We start from the raw sequence: 17,567 nt of genomic DNA, 5'->3' as shown, positions 1-17,567 counted from the left end.
GATCAGGCCTCGCGGCGGCGCCAGCGCTGCAGGTGCGCCACGACACCCCAGCCGATCAGCGCGAGACCGAGGCGCGCGGCCAGCGCGGTCGCCATGATGACGCTCGCCATCGCGGCGGCGGCGGCAGTGGTCCCGGCCTCGTCCATGTGGACGATTGCGATGGAGGCGAGTTTGGTGTCGGGCCCGTAGAGGAAGATCACGGCCGACACCGTCGTCATGGCGTTGACGAAGAGGTAGACGGCGAGTTCCAGCACGGTCGGCAGGCAGATCGGCAGGCTGACCCGGGTGAAGGTGCGCCAGAACGGCACCTTGAGCGAGGCCGACACCGCCTCGAATTCCGGATCGATCTGCTTGAGCGCTGTGGTCGCGGTCACGTGGGCGACCGTGTAATAGTGAGCGAGCGTGTTCAGCGCGAGCAGCGCCAGCGAACCGTAGAGGACGTTGAGCGGGTTCCAGGGCGCGTTGAAGAAGAACACGTAGCCGAGGCCGAGGACGAGGCCGGGCACCGCGAGCGGCAGCATGGCCAGCAGCTGGGCCAGAATCCGGCCCGCGGCAAAGACCTTCAGCTTCTCGATCAGGTAGCCGCCGCAGAAGACCACCACCGTGCCGATCGCGGCGACCGATGCCGCCATGGCGAGCGAGTTCCAGTAGGGCTGCCAGCCGTCGGCATCGGTGGCGGCGAAGTCATAATGGTCGAGGGTCAGGGCGAGGTTGTAGGGCCAGTAGCGGATGAAGGAGGCCCAGACCGCGACGCCGTAGGTACCGACGATCACGCCGGCGACAGCGACCGCGTAGAGGAGCGCCAAGCGATCGCGGAGACGTCGCGGCTTCGGCTCGTAGGGCACCGAGCGGGCGGAGAGCAGGGCGGACTGGCGGCGCTGGATCACCCGGTCGACCCCGAAGGCCAGCACGGCGGGCACCAGCATCAGTAGTCCGACGACGGCGCCCATCGGAAAATTCTGCTGGCCGACCACCTGCCGGTAGGCATCCGTGGCGAGGACAGAGTACTGGCCGCCGATCACCTTCGGGATGCCGAAATCGGTCACCACCAGGGTAAAGACCACGAAGCCCGCGCCGACGAGCCCGTAGCGTGCCCCGGGCAGAGTCACGCTGGCGAAGGTGCGCAGCCGCCCCGTGCCCATGGCGGCAGCCGCCTCGTAGAGGCGCCCGTCGGCGAGCGCCAGCGCGGTGGTCAGGATGATCAGCGCGTGCGGGAAAGCGTAGAGGCACTCGGCGATCACGATGCCGATCGGCCCGTAGACCGAGTGCCCGAACAGCAGACCGCGCAGGACACCCTGGTTGCCGAGGATGTAGGTGAGCGCGATGCCCGACAGCAGCGAGGGCGCGAAGATCGGAAGCAGCGCGGCGGCGAGGAATAGCCCCTTGAACGGCATGACCGTTCGCGTCAGGGCATAGGCATAGCCGAAGGCCAGCGGCACCACGAGGGCCACCGAGAGCGCGGCGATCACCAGACTGTTGACGAGCGCCGCGACGAGCGTCGGCGTCGCGAAGTAGGTGCGGAAGTTGGCGAGGCCGGCAAAGCCTCCGTCCGCTCCCTCGAAGCTCTTGATCAGCAGGGCGCCCAGCGGCAGCGCGATGATCAGGACGAGGAGCGCACACAGCGCCGCGACGAGGCCCGTGGCCACGGCCGTCTCGGGGACGCGGCGGATGCCAACCGGTGCGCCGGCGTCCGGCAGGGGCAACGTGATCGCAGCATCGCTCATCGTGTCGGAGCCTCCGTCGCGTCGATCAGGCCAGCGCGGCCTGCGGGAAGGCGCGCAGCGCCCGCGGCGGCAGCGCCACGTAGAGGTACTGCCCCTCCGCGAGCCGCAGGTCACCGAACAGGTTGGCCGACAGGTCGGCGACGAGGCTGCCGCCGAGGTCGCGGCTCGGCTCCAGCCGCGCCCGGTAGAAGGAGCCGAGGAATTCGAGGCTCCTCACCCGCACCTCGATCGCGTTGACGTCGCCAGCGGCGACGCCCCCGACCCGGATCTCCTCCGGCCGGACGCCCAGGCGCACCGGACTGCCCGGCACGAAGCCGCGCCCGTCCTCGCAGACGAGATCGACGGCGCCGACGCGCAGCGTCTGCGACGGCGCCACCGTCGCGTCCAGGAAGGTCATCGCCCCGATGAAGTCGGCGACGAAGGCGGTCGCCGGGCTGCGGTAGATCTCCTCCGGCGTGCCGACCTGCTCGATCCGGCCGTGGTTCATCACCACGACGCGGTCGGCCATGGCCAGAGCCTCCTCCTGGTCGTGGGTGACCATGATCGTGGTGATGCCGAGCCGTTTCTGGAGAGCGCGGATCTCTTCCCGCAGGCGGATGCGGACCTTGGCGTCGAGCGCCGAGAGTGGCTCGTCGAGCAGCAGCAGGGAGGGCGCGGCGGCGAGCGCGCGGGCAAGGGCGATGCGCTGCTGCTGGCCGCCCGAGAGCTGGACCGGATACTTCGTCGCCTGGTCCGGCAGGCCGACGAGGGAGAGAAGTTCGGTGACGCGCGCCCGGATTCGGTCGCGCTTCATCCGGCGGTTGACGAGCCCGTAGGCGACGTTGTCCGCGACCGTGAGGTTGGGGAAGAGGGCGTATGACTGGAAGACGATGCCGAAGTCCCGCTCGGCCGGCGGCGCCGTCGAGACGTCCACGCCGCCCATCTCGATGCGGCCCCCGTTCTGACGGTCGAGGCCCGCGATGATGCGCAGGAGCGTGGTCTTGCCGCAGCCGGAGGGGCCGAGGAAGCAGACGAAGGCCCCGCGCGGGATCGCAAGGTCGATCCCGCCCAGGGCCTGGAAGGCGCCGTAGCTCTTCGAGAGGCCCTGGACCTTCAGGAACGGTGCGGGATCGGGTCTCGTCATGCCACTCTCGCTCCTCGTCGGGCTTCGCCTGCTCCGGTCCTGCCGCTCGCCTACTTCCTGGCAGCCTTCGCCTCGTAGCGGCGCGACCACTCGGCCAGGATGCGGTCGCGGTTCTCGGCCATCCAGCCGAGATCGTTCTTGATCATTCCCGCCTCGGCATTAGCGGGGTAGTTGGCGGGCGTGCTCGACACGCCCGGATAGGCGACGATCGCGTAGCTCTTCGCGTAGAGTTCGCTCGCGGCCTTGGTCGCCCCCCAGTCGGCGACCTTCTTAGCCAGCGCCAGGTTCTTCGAGCTCGCCACCACCGCCATCGCCTCCTCGTCCCAGCCGGTGCCGTCGGCGGGCACCACGACCTCAATCGGCGCGCCCTTGGTCTTCTCGGCGGCGCCGCGCATGTCGAGGGAGAGGCCGGCCGTGCGCTCGCCGCGGGCGGCCTGGACGCAGGGAGCCGAGCCCGAATGCAGGTAGGCCGCGATGTTCTCGTGGAGGCGGTCCATGAAGGCCCAGCCCTTCTCCTCGCCCATGCTCTGCAGCCAGCCGGCCACCATCAGGTAGCCAGTGCCCGACGAGGCGGGATGGGGCATCACGATCTTGCCCTTGAGGTCTGGCTGGAGCAGATCCTCCCAGCGCTGGGGCGTCTTCACGCCGTCGCGGGCGGCCTCCGCGGTGTTGAAGCACACGACGCCGAGATATGCGTCCATTCCGGTCCAGGTGTAGGGCGCCTTCGGGTCGCGAAAGGCCTCCTTCAGGGCGTCGGCGCCGGCAGGCTTGTACTCGGCCAGCAGGTTGAACTTCTCGAACATCAGGAGGCTCGAGGCCGCGAGCCCGATCACCATGTCGGCGCGGGGATTGTCCTTCTCTGCCAGAAACCGGGCGGTGATGACGCCGGTCGAGTCGCGCACCCAGACCACCTCGGCCTCGGGCACCGCCCGTTCGATCGCCGCCTTGAAGGGACCGAGCTGGTCGTTCTCCAGAGCCGTGTAGACCGTGAGCTTCGTCCGCTCGGCCGCCTGCGCAGGCGATCCGGCTAGAGCGAGTGCGAGGGCAAGGGTCGAGAAGAGTCTCATGCGCGGGGCTCCAGCATCGGACTACACCGGGGGCACATAACTCCGGCATGATGACAGTAGAGCGACGATATCTCCCGGCGGCAAGTTTCTAGTTTTTGCAGATTTGCCCAGTTTTTTGGCATAAAATCCAGGCATATATTCGAGACTATACGGGCATGACTGTAGGTCTCGACCCGACATTGCCGGGCCGGGCGTCCCATCCAGTGATTGCTGGCGCGCGAGGCGCCGTCAGCAGGCTTGCGGTACGCGCCCGGCCGCGAGCAGCCCCTCGATGTCGGCAATCACGCCCGGCAGGTCGGCGATGGTGTCGATCAGGAAGTGGGGGCGGGAATCGGCAAACAGCGCTGCGATCCGGGTCCGCTCGGCCGCGAGCCGCTCGGCGGGCAGCGCCTGAAAAGCCTCGTAGCTCAGGCCCATCGCGTTGCCGGAGCAGGTGAGCGCCACCGTCCACATCCCGGCCCTGCGACCCTCCAGTATGCCCGGAACGGTGTCGTCGACCTTCACGCAGGCGGCGACGTCGTCGATCCCCAGAGCGATGACATTGGCAAGAGCCTGCGACGGGAAGGGACGCCCGTTCGGCACCTCATCGGTGGCGACCACGTGGTCGGCCTCGTAGCCGTTGGTCCGGGCGAGCGCCACAACGCGCTCCATCACGCAGACCGGATAGCCCGAGCAGGATCCGATCTTGATGCCGCGGGCCCGCAGAGCGGCGATCGCGTCGACGGCTCCCGGGATGATGGCGGAATGCTCGGCGATCTTCTCGATCTGCAGGGGCATGAAGCGCTCGTAGATCGCGGTCACGTCGGCATCGGTGGGCGCGCGGCCGAACGTCTCGGAAAACCGCGCGGCGATCTGCGGAGCGTTGCAGAGCGTGCGGATATGGTCCCACTTGCCCATGCCCATCGGCCCGCGCGCCTCTTCCAGGCTGATGGCGACGCCGAACGCGCCGAAGGCCTCGACGAAGATCTGGGTCGGGGCGAAGGAACCGAAATCCACCACGGTTCCGGCCCAGTCTAGGACCACGCCCTGAACGGCTTTCGGATTTTCATAGGACATGGCGCGCTCCCGGCCGGCGGTTCAGAGGATCTCGATGTCGAGGTCGCGAAACGTCTCGGCGACCGCCTCGACCGCCCGCTCCATGTCGGCGGGCTCGACAGCCCCGATGCAGCCGACCCGGAAGGTCTCCACCCGGGTGAGCTTGCCCGGATAGAGGATGAAGCCCTTGGCCCGCACCGCTTCATAGAAGTCGCCGAACCGGTAGCGGCCGTCCCGCGGGGCGTGGAAGGTGACGATGATCGGCGCCTGGATCTCGGGTGCGAGGAAGCTGCGCAGGCCCAGGCGCGCCATGCCGGTAATCAGGGTCCGGCAGTTGCGCGCGTAGCGGGCGTGGCGGGCGGCCAAGCCGCCCTCGTCCTCGTATTGCAGCAAGGCCTCGTGCAGGGCCGCCACCACATGGGTCGGCGGCGTGAAGCGCCACTGGCCGGTGCGCTGCATGTAGAGGTGCTGGTCGCGCAGATCGAGCGCGAGGGAGGCGATATTGCCCTCGGCAGCCAGCAGCGCTTCCTCGCGCGCCAGCACGAAGCCCATGCCCGGCACGCCTTCGAGGCACTTGCCCGAGGCCGCGATCAACGCCTCGAACGGGATGGCGCGCGCATCGATCGGGAGCGCGCCGAACGAGCTCATCGCGTCGATGATCAGGCGTCGCCCGTGTCGGGCCACCACGGCGGCGATCTCGGGAAGCGGGTTGAGGATCCCGGTCGAGGTCTCGCAATGGATCAACCCGACATGGGTGAGCGCCCGGTCCTGGCTGAGCAGCCGGTCGACGGCCTCCGGCGTCGTCGGCACGTCCTCGGGCGTCTCGTAGATGCTGTGGTCCCGTCCGAGCATCTCGCAGATCCGGGCGAGACGTTTGCCGTAGGCGCCGTTGACGAGGACCAGCATCTTGCCGCTGCGCGGGACGAAGGTGCCGACGGCCGCCTCGACCGCGAAGGTGCCGCTGCCTTGAAGCGGCACGCAGACATGGCTGCCGGAGCCGTTCGCGATCGCCACGAGCTTGTCGCAGACACTGGCGGTGAGCCCGTTGAAGCTGCCGTCCCAGGAGCCCCAGTCGGTCAGCATCGCCGCGCGGGTCCGCTCGGAGGTGGTGAGCGGGCCAGGGGTCAGGAGGATAGGGGCGGCGGAAGCCATGATCGTCCTTCGTCGTCCTGGCCGAGGGCGGTTCGGATGCAGAGATCTTGCGTTCGCGCTCCCATCAGATCAAATCGTTTGTCGTGATGCTTCCCATCAGCCTGACCGATGGATTGCCGTGAACCTGTTCCAGCTCCGCGCCTTCGATGCCGTGTCCCGAGAAGGCAGCTTCACGCGCGCGGCCAAGCGGCTGAGCATCAGCCAGCCGGCGGTCACAGGGCACGTAAAGGCGTTGGAGGAGCGCTACGACCTGATCCTGTTCCGCCGCACTGCCCGAAGCGCCGAGCTGACCCCCCAGGGCGAGGCACTGGCGGCCCTGACGCGGCCGCTGTTCGGATTGGTCGAGCAGGCGGAGGATCTCCTGCTCGCCAACCGTGCGCTCGTCACCGGCCGGATCGAGGTCGCCGCCGATTCGCCCCATGTCGTGATGCCGCTGCTGGCGCGCCTACGCGCGCGGCATCCCGGGATCACCGTGGGTCTGAGCCTCGGCAACGCAGCCGAGACCTACGAGGCCCTCCTGGCCGAGCGGGCGAGCATCGGCGTGGTGACTGAGGCGGCGCGGCGCGACGAGCTCCACATGGAGGAGCTCGCGGTCTCGCATGTCTGCGCCGTGCTGCCGCGGGACCATGCTCTCGCGACCGGTGCGCCGATCGATCTCGCCGCCCTCGACAGGCAATCTATGGTGCTGCGCGAGCCCACCTCCGTCACCCGCAGGACCTTCGATCGTGCCTGCCGCGCCCGCGGCATCGAGCCCGCCGTCCTGATGGAGCTCGACAGCCGCGAGGCAGTGATCGAGGCCGCCGCCGCCGGCATCGGCATCGGCATCGTCTCCTCCCTCGAATGCGGCGAGGACGGGCGCATCCGTGCCGTCCCGATCACTGGGGCGGATCTGTCGAATCGCCACGCCATCGTGTGCCTCGCCCGTCGCCGTTCGCTGCGCCTGATCCGGGCCGTCCTGGATCTCGCCGTCGAGGGGCAGCCCATCGGAGAACGGCCGTGAGCCCCGACGACATCCCGTCCGCCCGCGCCATCGCCGCACATCGGCATGACGAGATTCTGAAGCGGCTCGCGGCCGACGGTCATATCAGCGTGGAAGAGATGGCGGCCCACTTCGCGGTCTCGCGCGAGACCATCCGGCGCGATCTCAAGGCGCTGGCCGGGCGCGGACAGCTCGCGATCGTGCACGGGGGCGCGACCCACCGATCCGATGAGCCGGCGCTCGCCGTGCGTCGCGCGGACAACCCGGCCGGAAAGGCGGCGATCGGGCGGGCCGCGGCCGGCCTCATCGAGGACGGCATGGTTGTGCTGCTCGATTCGGGTTCGACCACGTTGGCCGTCGCGCAGGCGCTCGCCGCCCGCGGCCCGACCGCCTGGCAGGGCCTGACGGTGTGCACCAACAGCCTGTCGATCGGACTGGTGCTGTGCCGGGTGCCCGGCATCCGGCTGCATCTGCTCGGCGGCGAGGTGAACGGCTCGGACGAGGCGGCCTTCGGCACCGAGGGGATCGCCGCGCTCGGCCGCTTCCGTGCCGACATCGCCTTCATCGGGGTCGGCGGCATCTCCGCATCCGGTGACCTTACCGATTTCGCGGTGCTGCCCACGGAACTGCGCGCGGCGATGCTCGGTGCGGCCGAACGCGGCTTCATCGTCGTCGATCGCACGAAGTTCGGCCGCCTGACCCCGATCCGCCTCCAGCCCATTCCCGCTGGCACGAGCCTCATCGTGGATGCCGCTCCACCCGCTTCCATGGCCGAGGCACTGGCGGCGCGGGGTCTCAGGATCATCGCAGCGCCCTGACGTGGCTTTTTGTGGCTTTCTGTTGCTTTGTGTGATCTCTCCGCGATAGATGAGGGCGCATGCACAGGGCTGAAACAACTCGGATGATCCGCTCCTCCATCGGCCTTCATACCCGCCCGGTAAATGGGCCGAGGTCGAATTCGGCCTCCAGCCTCCTCGCGCCCTGCCGATCAGGCGCGACCGCCCGGCCCATGACCGCGACATCGGCCCGGGTGTCGACGCCGCCGGTGTGGCCCCTGGCGACCGACCGCGTCGCCTGGATTGCGGAGGCCGCGTGAGCGCTGCCGTCTTCGCCGCGGTGCTCGCGGCGGCCTGCATGCATGCCGGCTGGAATGCCCTGGTCAAGCTGCGGCTGGAGCCGATCCTGACCATGGCGCTGATCACCGCGGCCGCGGGGCTGATCGCGCTGCCGGCGCTCGTCTGGCTCGGCCTGCCGCCCCTGGCAGCCTGGCCCTGGCTGTTCGGCTCGATCGTCCTGCATCTCGGCTACTACGTCGCGCTGACGGAAGCCTACGGTCAAGGCGATATGGGTCAGGTCTACCCGATCGCTCGCGGCAGCGCGCCGCTTCTCACGACGCTCGCCTCCCTGATCGCGCTCGGCGAGCCGGTCGCGCCGCTGGCCGCGGGCGGCATCGCGATCCTATGCCTCGGCGTCGGCTTGATGGCCTTCGGCAGCCGGAGTCGCCGCCTCGGACCGCGCGCGCTCGCCTTCGCTGGTCTCACAGCCCTCATGATCTGCGGCTATACCCTGGTTGACGGCATCGGCGCCCGGGTCGCCGGCGACGCGCACGCCTACGCGGCCGCCCTGTTCGTGGTGGACGGCATCCCGCTCGCCGCCTTCGTGCTGTGGCGCAGGGGCATGGGCGTCTTGCGCCAGATCCGGGGCGTGGCGCTGCCGGGCCTCCTCGGCGGGCTGTTCTCGCTCGGCTCCTACTGGATCGCGATCTGGGCGATGACGGTCGCCCCGATCCCTCTCGTTGCGGCGTTGCGCGAGACCAGTGTGCTCGTGGCGGCGCTGATCTCCGTGACGATCCTCAAGGAGCCGCTTCTCACCGGCCGCGCCGTGGCCGCGCTCGTCATCCTCGTGGGCATCGCCGCCCTGCGCCTCGGCTGAGGCGTTGCGGGCCGCGCCGGCTTTGCACCGGAATCACGCCGCCGTCATGCCGCTCTGCGGTACCGGCCGATCGCGAGATCGTCGGCGGCGATCTCGGGAGAGCAGCCGGACATCAGGTCGGCGAGCAAGCGGCCGGAGCCGCAGGCCATGGTCCAGCCCAGCGTGCCGTGGCCGGTATTGGTGAAGAGGTTCGAAAAAGCCGTTCGGCCGACGATCGGCGTTCCGTCCGGTGTCATCGGGCGCAGGCCCGTCCAGAACCGCGCCTTCGCGGGATCACCGCCGTTCGGGAACAGGTCGGCGAGCGAGCGCACCAGCGTCTCCCGCCGCGGGCCGCGCAACGCGTGGCTGAACCCGGCGAGTTCGGCCGTGCCGCCGACCCGAATGCGGTCGCCGAGCCGCGTGATCGCCACCTTGTAGGTCTCGTCCATCACGGTCGAGACCGGGGCGGCTTCGGCATCCGCCACGGGAAGGGTCAGCGAGTAGCCCTTCACTGGGTAGACCGGAAGATCGATCCCGAGCGGGCGGAGCAGGGCCGGCGTGTAGCTGCCCAGGGCCGCCACATAGGCATCCGCCGTTAGCACTTCGCCCATGCCCGTCACAACGCCGGTAACGGCACCGGCCTCCCGGCGCAGACCGGCGACCGCGGTGTCGTAGCGGAAACGGACGCCGTGCCCTTCGCAGAGGGCGGCAAGACGCTGCGTGAAGATGTGTGCGTCGCCGGTCTCGTCGCCGGGCAGGCGCAGGCCTCCCACGAAACTCCCCGACACGTGGGCGAGCGCGGGCTCGGCCGCGATGCAGCCCGCGGGGTCGAGCACCGCGTAGGGAACACCATAAGCGTCGAGAACGCGGGTGTCGTCGGGAACGTGATCGAGCTGCTTCTGCGTGCGGAAGAGCTGAAGCGTGCCCTTCTCGCGATGGTCGTAGGCGATGCCGGTCTCCCGGCGCAGGTCGCGCAGGGCGTCGCGGCTATACTCGGCCAGACGCACCATGCGGCCCTTGTTGCGCTGGTAGGCCTCCTCCGTGCAGTTGGCGAGCATGCGGGCGAGCCAGCCGTAGAGGCGCGGCTCCAGCCTCGGCCAGAGCACGAGCGGGCGGTGGCGCATCATCAGCCACTTGAGCGCCTTGATCGGGATGCCGGGCGCGGCCCACGGGGCCGAGTAGCCGGGCGAGACCTGCCCGGCATTGGCAAAGCTGGTCTCCAGCCCCGCTCCGGGCTGGCGGTCGAGCACCGTGACCTGATGGCCGGCCCTGGCAAGGTACCAGGCTGAGGTGACGCCGACCACGCCGCCGCCGAGAACCAGAACGTGCATCGTTAACCCTCCTCAAGCCTCGCGATAGATGCGGTGGTAGCGGGCCCCGAGACTCGTCAGCACCTCGTAGCCGATGGTGCCCGCGGCCTCGGCCACGGCATCCAGGCCGTGGCCAGGCCCGATCAGATCGACGCAACCGCCGAGCGGAACATGCTCCGGCGGCACGTCCGTGACGTCGAGGATCAGGCTGTCCATCGAGACACGCCCCAGTACGGACAGAGGATAAGGGCCCGCAAAGGCCATGCCGCGTCCGGAAGCGCTGCGCAGATAGCCATCGGCGTAACCGGCGGCGACCACCGCAAGACGCATCGGGCGATGGGCGACGGCGGCGTGGCCGTAACCGATGCCGACGCCGGTCGCGACGTCGCGCAGTTGCAGGATGTGGGCCTGGAGACGCACCACCGGCCGCATGGGGTTGGGACGACCGGGCTGCGGGTTCACCCCGTAGAGCGCGGCGCCCGGTCGGACGAGGTCAGCGTGAAACTCAGGCCCTAGGAAGATGCCAGAGGAGGCCGCAAGGCTCGCGGGAATGCCGGGCAAGCGCGCGCGGACGGATCGGAAGGCGACGCGTTGCTCAGCATTGGCCGGATGGTCGAGCGTATCGGCGCAGGCCAGATGACTCATCACGAGGCCGAGTGCGACGCCCTCGAACGGATCCGGCGCGGTGAGCAGGTGCGCAAGATCCGCCTGCGAGAACCCGAAGCGGGCCATGCCCGTATCGACCTGGAGGATCGCCGGCAGAGACCGGCCGCGGTCGCGGGCGAGCCTGCGCCACGCTGCGAGTTGCTCCGCACCGTTCAGGACCGGAACGAGGTGGGCAGCGAGACAGTCCGGCTCGGCCCGCGGCGGCGCACCGTGCAGAACGGCGATCCGGGGGCCGAGGCCGAGGACATTCCGCAGCGCCATACCCTCGTCGAGCGTGGCGACGAAGAAATCGCGGCAGCCGGCCCGTGCGAGGGCTGGTGCGATCCGGTCGACCCCGAGCCCGTACGCATCGGCCTTGACCACGGCGGCGCAAACGGCGCCGCCGGCCCGCTTGCGCAGGAAGCGGTAGTTCTCGACGACGGCTCCGAGATCGACAGTCAGGACGGCGCCCGCTCGCTGGGCAGCCGAGTCCATGTGGGCGCCGTCGTGAGAGGGATCGGGCGAACGCGCGACAGAAACCATCATCCCGAACCCTTTCGAGACACCTGTGGCCTGGCTTCCAGCCTACGCGAAGGATCGTCGAATTTTTCTGCAAAAGCGCACAGGATCCTCTAATATGATGTTCCCTACGCAAGGATCTGCGCTGAAGGCGAAGCATCCACCATGCCGGACCTCGACGACACCGACCGCCGGATCATGCGGGTTCTCCGGATGGAGGGGCGGATCAGCAATGCCGACCTCGCCGGGCGCATCGGCCTGTCGCCCTCGGCCTGCCACCGACGCGTGCGCCATCTCGAGAGTTCCGGCGTGATTCGAGGCTACGCAGCCCTGATCGATGCCCTGCCGGGCGACGGGGGTCTGATCGTCGTCACGCAAATCACCCTCGACCGTCAGACCGAGGAGTTCCTGAACCGCTTCGAGACAGCGGTGAGACGGTGTCCGGAGGTGCGTGACTGTTACCTGATGACCGGTATCGCGGATTATCTCTTGAAATTGGAGGTGAAGGATGCGGGCGATTACGAGCGCCTCCACAAGGACGTGCTCTCGCGTCTCCCGGGCGTCGCACGCCTGCAATCGAGCTTCGCCATCCGCGCGGTCGTGAACCCCGCAAGACAGGTCTGACTCAAGCACAGACTGATTCCAGGCGACGCAAAGCCATTACAGTGCAGGAAGCCGGCTTCTTCACGTCGCGGCCGGGCGCCGCATGCTGGGCAGACCTCGCGCTCCAGATCGTTGATGAGACAGGGGCAAGCACGGCCGGTGAGCGGGATCGGTGTTAGCCCCTCCGCGCGCGCTGCTGCAGGTACGAGATCAACGCTCGGAGCGCCTGCGGGATCTGCCGCCGGCTCGGATAGTAGAGGTGGAAGGCGGGTCCGAACGAACTCCATTCAGAGAGAACCTCCCGCAGCCTTCCCGCCGCGAGTTGCTCCGCGATCAGTCCTTCCAGACAGAAGGCGATCCCGCCATCGGCCTCGGCCAGGGCGATCGCGAGCGCGGTGTCGCTCACGACGATGGTCCAGTCGACGCCGACCGCGATCTGTTCGGTGCCGCGCTCCAATTCCCAATGGTAGATCGCGCCTGTCCCCATCCTGAGCCCGATGCAGCGGTGTTTCGGCAGGTCGGACGGCTGGACCAGAGGCTCGGCTCCTGCGAGGTAGGCCGGCGACGCAGCCATCACCCAGCGAAGGTCGGAGCCGATCGGTACCGCGATCATCTCCTCTGGGACGCGGCCGCCGAAGCGAATACCGGCGTCGAAGCCGCCGCCGACGATGTCCACGAAACCGTCCTGCACGACGATCTCCAACTTCACCGCTGGGTACTGGGTCGTGAATTCCGCCAGAAACGGACCGAGGACCAGCCTGGCCGCATCGGTCAGGACGTTGAGTTTCAGACGACCGGCCGGTTTGCCGCGGTAGTGATTCAGGTCCTCGAGTCCCTCCTCGATCGCTCCGAAACCGACCTCCAAGCGTGCCAGCAGATTCTCCCCGGGTTCCGTCAGCGTGACGCTGCGGTTGGTGCGGTTGAACAGCCGCACCGCGAGGCGGGTCTCGAGGCCGCGCACGGCGTGGCTCAAGGCCGAAGGCGAGACGTCCAGTTCCAGCGCGGCACGGCGGAATCCGCCCGCCCGGGCGATCGCTCGAAACAGGTTCAGGTCGCCCAGATCGGCACGGGTCAGAGGGCTCACGCGCTCACTTCTCGTCGTTGTATTGAGCTGCACTGCACAGTGCGTTGAGTTTTGCTTGCGGGCAACCCAGGCCCGATGTTTTATGAGCGCACGGAACGCCGAATGCACCTCACCGTTCGCTGATGCGCGGAGATATGAATCCTTGGTTCATCCACATCATCTAAATCAGCAATAACGAGTAATGATGAAATATATTCATGTTAAAACCAAGTGAAATCTCATTCCGTATCTTCGCCGTTGCGCTTGCGCTGGCATCCAGGGCTCATCGCGAAGCGCCCGATTACGCCGTCCTGATCGATCAGTACGGGAATTTGCACTGACCAGGCACCGGGATGTACAGCCCGGACGCTTTCGTGAGGCTTGCGCCTGCTGGCGGCTGTCGGACCACGCAGCCGACCGAGCGGCGGGGCGGAGATCCTCGACCTGCTCGAGTGGGGGATGACCCGTCAGCGCTCACGGGACGGACCGCGGGGGCCGGATCGCGGGACCTGATCACCGCACCGCGGCGGACCATCGACGTGACGCCCCCGAACGGTAACCCGACTCAGCATGCAGGGTCTCGGTGCGGGATCGTCGGTCGACCATACCGTCCCCGCCGCGGTCAGCCGCGACTGAAGGAGCGACATGTCCCACCTGATCTTCGGCCTTCCCGGCCTTTACGTCGTTGTCCGCACCCTGTGGCCGCTGCCGTGGCCACTGGTGCTCAAGGCCGCCGTCGCCGTCCTGTTGCTCGCCGCGTCCCAGTTCCACCTGTGGAACCGGCTCTCGTCAGGCTCCGTCTTCGCACCGGAGTTCCCTCACGCAATGGTGCTGCTGTTCAACTGGGCGTTCGGCACCGTGCTGCTGCTGGCGGTGATTCAGCTGGCCCTCGACGTCGCGGCGCTCGTCCTCCGTTTGCTGCTGGGGGATGGACGCGCGGTCTCAACCGGCTGGCGCTACGCGGCGGCAACGGCGGCCATGCTGCTGTCGTGGCTCGCGGTCCATCAGGCCGCGCGCGTGCCGACGCTCAAGGATGTCGAGATCCCGCTCAGGAACCTGCCCGCTGCCTTCGACGGCTACACGGTCCTGCAACTGACCGATCTCCATATCAGCCCTCTGTTCCCTGCCTCCTGGGCGCAGGAGGTCGTCGCTCGATCCAACGGACTCGATGTCGATCTCGTCGTGATCACCGGCGACCTCATCGACGGCTCCGTCTCCGCTCGACATCGCGACGTGGAACCGTTGGGCCGGCTGCATGCCAGGGACGGTGTTTGGGTCGTCTCAGGCAACCACGAGTACTTCTTCGGCTACGAGGCGTGGATGCGCCGCTACGCCGAACTCGGCATGAAAGCGCTGTAGAACGCTCACACGGTCCTGCGGCGCGGCGGGGAGAGTTTGGTGCTCGCAGGGGTGACGGACCTGTCGGCACCGCAGACCGGCCAGCCGGGACCCGATCTCGATGCCGCGCTCGCCGGCGCCCCCTCCAGTGCACCTGTAATGCTCCTAGACCACCAACCGAGAGGAGCGCGGGCGGCAGCGGCGCGCGAGGTGGCGCTGCAGCTGTCCGGCCACACCCATGGGGGAATGATCCTCGGCTTCGACCGGTTGCTCGCACTCGCCAACGACGGCTTCGTGTCGGGTCTGTACGCAGTCGGCGGCATGACGCTCTACGTGAACAACGGCACCGCGCTATGGCCGGGCTTTGCCCTCAGGCTCGGGCGCCCGTCCGAACTAACCCGCATCACGCTCCGCAGAGCAGGGCCGTCGGCGGAACCCTACAGTTCGCAACTCTAACGCTCCGTCACTGCTCTCTAGGTAAAGTCACGAACCTACAGGTCCTTCGACGTCAACCATTGGTCGGGCTGCTGGATGAGTGAGCTTCCACGATCCGAGCCGATGCCGGCCGGCGGCTTGCGAGCCGCCGGCCGGAGCGAACCGCTCAACCCTCCTTGAAGCCGTACTCGGGCACGCCTTCCTCGTTGCCATAGTACTTGTAGGGCAGGAACTTGCCCGAGAGACTCATCTTGACCCGGTCGCCCTTGTTGTTGGGCTCGCGCTCCATGGTCATGTTGAAGTCGATCGCCGACATGATGCCGTCGCCGAAATCCTCCTGAATCAGCTCCTTCCAGGTGGTGCCGTAGACCATCACCAGCTCGTAGAAGCGGTAGATCAGCGGGTCGGTCGGCGGCATCTGAGGTATGGAGCCGCGGTAGGGCGCCTCGTTCAGCATCCGCTCCTCGGCCTGGGAGAGGCCGAACAGCTCGGCCGCCTTCTTGGCCTGGGCCTTGGGCAGCTTCATCTGGCCCATGCAGGCGGCGGTGATCAGGATCGGCGAGATGCCGCCGATCTCCTCCTGGATGTACTTCCAGGTCCAGCCCTTCTCCCGCTTGATGTCGAGCAGCTTCTCGGTGAGGTCTTCGCGCTTCATCGGGTCTCTCCAGATGGGGCCGCCCCGGCGGGGCGGCGCGTGTCAGGGGTGGGCATCGGACGGCGGAGGGCGGCTGGCTCGCGCCCCCGCCGTCCCGCCCCTCTCGGGGCGCGGTCCCGGGCACTGGCCGTCGAGGGGCGGCGCGGTGTCGTGCACGGGGACCGGAACGGATCGGCCGGGTCAGGCCCGGCGGGCGGGCGCATCGGCCGCGATCGCCGCGGCGTCGGCCTCGCTCAGCGCGGGACGGACGACCGGCGGGTGGCGCTGATCGTATCCCTCGGGCATCGCGTCCCGGAGGGTCTTGGAGCGCGTCACGAGGAAGTCGATCAGGTGGTTGCGGAGCGCATAGTAGCCCGGCGCGTGGTGGAGCTGCGTGCGGTCACGGTCCTTCGGGAGCGGGTTCTCGACGATCTCGGCGACCTTCGCCTCCGGGCCGTTCGTCATCAGCACGATCCTGTCGGCGAGGTAGATCGCCTCGTCCACGTCGTGGGTGATCATGAACACGGTCTGCCCGGTCTCGACGCAGATCCGGCGCACCTCGTCCTGCAGGGTGCCGCGGGTCAGCGCGTCGAGCGCCGAGAAGGGCTCGTCCATCAGCAGGATCTTCGGCTCGATCGACAGCGCCCGGGCGATGCCGACGCGCTGCTTCATGCCGCCCGACAATTCGGACGGCTTCTTGTGCTCGGAGCCGGCGAGCCCCACCGTGGCGATGGCCTTTTTGGCCCGTGCCTCGATCTCGGCCTTCTGTGCCTTCCGCCAGCGCGAGGAGACCGCGTAGGCGACGTTGCCGAGCACGCTGCGCCACGGCAGCAGGGCGTGGCCCTGGAAGATCACGGCCCGGTCGAGGCTGGTGCCCTCCAGGGCCTGCCCATCGACGATCACCGCGCCCTCGGAGGGCGCCTCGAGCCCCGCCAGGATGTTCAGCACCGTGGTCTTGCCGCAACCCGAATGCCCGATCATGCAGACGAACTCGCCGCGCCGCATCGGCAGCCAGAGGTTCTCGAAGATCGTGGTGGTTTTGCCGCCGGGCGCCGGGTAGCGCCGGGCGATCCCCTCGATCGAGATGAACTTTTCGGACGTCGACATACGGCTGGTCCCGGCTGCCTGGTCGAGGGCGGCAGGCTGCACGCGCCGCCGGAAGGGAAGGAGGATGCTCATCGGTGCCTCACTCCGGGAAGGTGACGAGGCGCTGCGCCCGGGCGAGCAGCTGGTCGAGGACCATGCCCACGAGGCCGATCAGCAGGATCGAGGTGATCACGTTGGTGATCGAGAGGTTGTTCCACTCGTTCCAGACGAAGTAGCCGATGCCCGTGCCACCGACCAACATCTCGGCCGCCACGATGACGAGCCAGGCGATGCCGATGGAGATGCGCATGCCGGTGAGGATGGTGGGGGCGGCGGCCGGCAGGATCACCGTGAAGGCCCGGCGGATCGGCCCGACCTCGAGCGTCCGCGCGACGTTGAGCCATTCCTTGCGGGTGCTCGACACACCGAACACCGTGTTGATCAGCATCGGCCAGAGCGAGCAGATGAAGATCACGAAGATCGCCGAGAGCCCCGAATCCCGGATCGTGTAGAGGGCGAGCGGCATCCAGGCGAGCGGCGAGACCGGCTTGAGGATCTGGATGTAGGGATCGAGCGCCCGGCTCATCAGCGGCGACATGCCGATGAGGAAGCCGACCGGGATCGCGACCAGAACCGCGAGGCCGTAGCCCAAAGCCACGCGCCCGATCGAGTAGGCGAGCTGGATGCCGAGCCCCTTGTCGTTCGGGCCCCGGTCGTAGAACGGGTCCTTCAGGTGCTTCCAGACGGTCGCGCCGACATCGAGAGGACCAGGCATCGCGGACTTGCCGGTGGTGGCCGTGGCGCCCATCAGGGCGGCGTATTCCGGGTCCATCGCCTCGGTTCGGGCGGTCCCGCTCACCGCGACCTGCCAGACGAGCAGGAACGCGGCGAGAAGCGCCAGCGAGAGCACGCCGGCGCGGACGTTGAGGCTGCGCGTCATGGC

At 68.4% G+C, this 17,567-nt stretch carries 15 protein-coding genes and 1 pseudogene; 5 read left to right on the top strand and 11 right to left on the bottom strand.

Annotated elements, in window-relative coordinates; all coding sequences use genetic code 11:
• Positions 1-2: 2 nt before the first annotated feature.
• The 5 genes from MFF54_RS07275 to MFF54_RS07255 form a co-directional block, all read right to left on the bottom strand.
• Positions 3-1,724 carry a putative 2-aminoethylphosphonate ABC transporter permease subunit gene (locus MFF54_RS07275; protein WP_238301952.1) on the bottom strand — a complete coding sequence of 574 codons (1,722 nt, stop codon included), beginning with the start codon at positions 1,722-1,724 and terminating at the stop codon, positions 3-5.
• 25 nt (positions 1,725-1,749) lie between these two features.
• On the bottom strand, positions 1,750-2,847 hold the full coding sequence (locus MFF54_RS07270; protein WP_238301951.1) for a putative 2-aminoethylphosphonate ABC transporter ATP-binding protein: 1,098 nt from the start codon (positions 2,845-2,847) through the stop codon (positions 1,750-1,752).
• Positions 2,848-2,897: 50 nt separating this feature from the next.
• Positions 2,898-3,914: a putative 2-aminoethylphosphonate ABC transporter substrate-binding protein gene (locus MFF54_RS07265; RefSeq protein ID WP_238301950.1), complete on the bottom strand. Its 1,017-nt coding sequence runs from the start codon at positions 3,912-3,914 to the stop codon at positions 2,898-2,900.
• Between the two features lie 228 nt (positions 3,915-4,142).
• Complete coding sequence (gene phnX, locus MFF54_RS07260) at positions 4,143-4,970, bottom strand: phosphonoacetaldehyde hydrolase (protein WP_238301949.1); 828 nt, start codon at positions 4,968-4,970, stop codon at positions 4,143-4,145.
• A 21-nt stretch (positions 4,971-4,991) separates the two neighbouring features.
• A complete protein-coding gene (locus tag MFF54_RS07255) occupies positions 4,992-6,101 on the bottom strand; it encodes a 2-aminoethylphosphonate--pyruvate transaminase (RefSeq protein WP_238301948.1) in 1,110 nt (369 codons plus the stop codon).
• Positions 6,102-6,219: 118 nt separating this feature from the next.
• On the opposite strand from MFF54_RS07255, the gene MFF54_RS07250 reads away from it, so the two are divergent.
• The 3 genes from MFF54_RS07250 to MFF54_RS07240 all read left to right on the top strand — a co-directional run bounded on the left by MFF54_RS07250 (position 6,220) and on the right by MFF54_RS07240 (position 9,012).
• Entirely contained in the window at positions 6,220-7,101 is an 882-nt protein-coding gene (locus MFF54_RS07250) for a LysR substrate-binding domain-containing protein (RefSeq protein ID WP_238301947.1), read from the top strand.
• Complete coding sequence (locus tag MFF54_RS07245) at positions 7,098-7,898, top strand: DeoR/GlpR family DNA-binding transcription regulator (protein WP_238301946.1); 801 nt, start codon at positions 7,098-7,100, stop codon at positions 7,896-7,898. The genes MFF54_RS07250 and MFF54_RS07245 overlap by 4 nt, the downstream gene beginning before the upstream one ends.
• Before the next feature lie 274 nt (positions 7,899-8,172).
• Positions 8,173-9,012, top strand: a complete 840-nt coding sequence (locus MFF54_RS07240) for an EamA family transporter (protein WP_238301945.1) — start codon at positions 8,173-8,175, stop codon at positions 9,010-9,012.
• Positions 9,013-9,056: 44 nt separating this feature from the next.
• Here MFF54_RS07240 and MFF54_RS07235 read toward each other — a convergent pair whose 3' ends face one another.
• Positions 9,057-10,322 carry a D-amino acid dehydrogenase gene (locus MFF54_RS07235; protein ID WP_238301944.1) on the bottom strand — a complete coding sequence of 422 codons (1,266 nt, stop codon included), beginning with the start codon at positions 10,320-10,322 and terminating at the stop codon, positions 9,057-9,059.
• Positions 10,323-10,334: 12 nt separating this feature from the next.
• Complete coding sequence (gene alr / locus MFF54_RS07230; RefSeq protein WP_238301943.1) at positions 10,335-11,441, bottom strand: alanine racemase; 1,107 nt, start codon at positions 11,439-11,441, stop codon at positions 10,335-10,337.
• A gap of 189 nt (positions 11,442-11,630) precedes the next feature.
• On the opposite strand from alr, the gene MFF54_RS07225 reads away from it, so the two are divergent.
• On the top strand, positions 11,631-12,089 hold the full coding sequence (locus MFF54_RS07225) for an Lrp/AsnC family transcriptional regulator (RefSeq protein WP_238301942.1): 459 nt from the start codon (positions 11,631-11,633) through the stop codon (positions 12,087-12,089).
• A 154-nt stretch (positions 12,090-12,243) separates the two neighbouring features.
• Here the strand turns inward: MFF54_RS07225 and MFF54_RS07220 are convergent, their stop codons facing one another.
• A complete protein-coding gene (locus tag MFF54_RS07220; protein WP_238301941.1) occupies positions 12,244-13,152 on the bottom strand; it encodes a LysR family transcriptional regulator in 909 nt (302 codons plus the stop codon).
• A gap of 624 nt (positions 13,153-13,776) precedes the next feature.
• On the opposite strand from MFF54_RS07220, the pseudogene MFF54_RS07215 reads away from it, so the two are divergent.
• Positions 13,777-14,925 (top strand): annotated as a pseudogene (locus MFF54_RS07215) (metallophosphoesterase).
• 145 nt (positions 14,926-15,070) lie between these two features.
• Here the strand turns inward: MFF54_RS07215 and cynS are convergent.
• The 3 genes from cynS to ntrB form a co-directional block, all read right to left on the bottom strand.
• Positions 15,071-15,559 carry a cyanase gene (cynS, locus tag MFF54_RS07210; RefSeq protein ID WP_238301940.1) on the bottom strand — a complete coding sequence of 163 codons (489 nt, stop codon included), beginning with the start codon at positions 15,557-15,559 and terminating at the stop codon, positions 15,071-15,073.
• Between the two features lie 180 nt (positions 15,560-15,739).
• Complete coding sequence (locus tag MFF54_RS07205; RefSeq protein ID WP_238301939.1) at positions 15,740-16,717, bottom strand: ABC transporter ATP-binding protein; 978 nt, start codon at positions 16,715-16,717, stop codon at positions 15,740-15,742.
• A 7-nt stretch (positions 16,718-16,724) separates the two neighbouring features.
• On the bottom strand, positions 16,725-17,564 hold the full coding sequence (ntrB, locus tag MFF54_RS07200) for a nitrate ABC transporter permease (RefSeq protein WP_238301938.1): 840 nt from the start codon (positions 17,562-17,564) through the stop codon (positions 16,725-16,727).
• Positions 17,565-17,567: the final 3 nt, after the last annotated feature.

It is taken from the genome of Methylobacterium gregans (assembly GCF_022179245.1).
Classification (GTDB): domain Bacteria; phylum Pseudomonadota; class Alphaproteobacteria; order Rhizobiales; family Beijerinckiaceae; genus Methylobacterium; species Methylobacterium gregans.
This window is presented reverse-complemented; position numbering and strand designations above follow the sequence as displayed.

Coding starts and splice junctions, on each gene's coding strand:
- MFF54_RS07275 (WP_238301952.1), bottom strand. CDS start 1,724: ATGAGCGATGCTGCGATCACGTTGCCCCTGCCGGACGCCGGCGCACCG.
- MFF54_RS07270 (WP_238301951.1), bottom strand. CDS start 2,847: ATGACGAGACCCGATCCCGCACCGTTCCTGAAGGTCCAGGGCCTCTCG.
- MFF54_RS07265 (WP_238301950.1), bottom strand. CDS start 3,914: ATGAGACTCTTCTCGACCCTTGCCCTCGCACTCGCTCTAGCCGGATCG.
- phnX (WP_238301949.1), bottom strand. CDS start 4,970: ATGTCCTATGAAAATCCGAAAGCCGTTCAGGGCGTGGTCCTAGACTGG.
- MFF54_RS07255 (WP_238301948.1), bottom strand. CDS start 6,101: ATGGCTTCCGCCGCCCCTATCCTCCTGACCCCTGGCCCGCTCACCACC.
- MFF54_RS07235 (WP_238301944.1), bottom strand. CDS start 10,322: ATGCACGTTCTGGTTCTCGGCGGCGGCGTGGTCGGCGTCACCTCAGCC.
- alr (WP_238301943.1), bottom strand. CDS start 11,441: ATGGACTCGGCTGCCCAGCGAGCGGGCGCCGTCCTGACTGTCGATCTC.
- MFF54_RS07225 (WP_238301942.1), top strand. CDS start 11,631: ATGCCGGACCTCGACGACACCGACCGCCGGATCATGCGGGTTCTCCGG.
- cynS (WP_238301940.1), bottom strand. CDS start 15,559: ATGAAGCGCGAAGACCTCACCGAGAAGCTGCTCGACATCAAGCGGGAG.
- MFF54_RS07205 (WP_238301939.1), bottom strand. CDS start 16,717: ATGAGCATCCTCCTTCCCTTCCGGCGGCGCGTGCAGCCTGCCGCCCTC.
- ntrB (WP_238301938.1), bottom strand. CDS start 17,564: ATGACGCGCAGCCTCAACGTCCGCGCCGGCGTGCTCTCGCTGGCGCTT.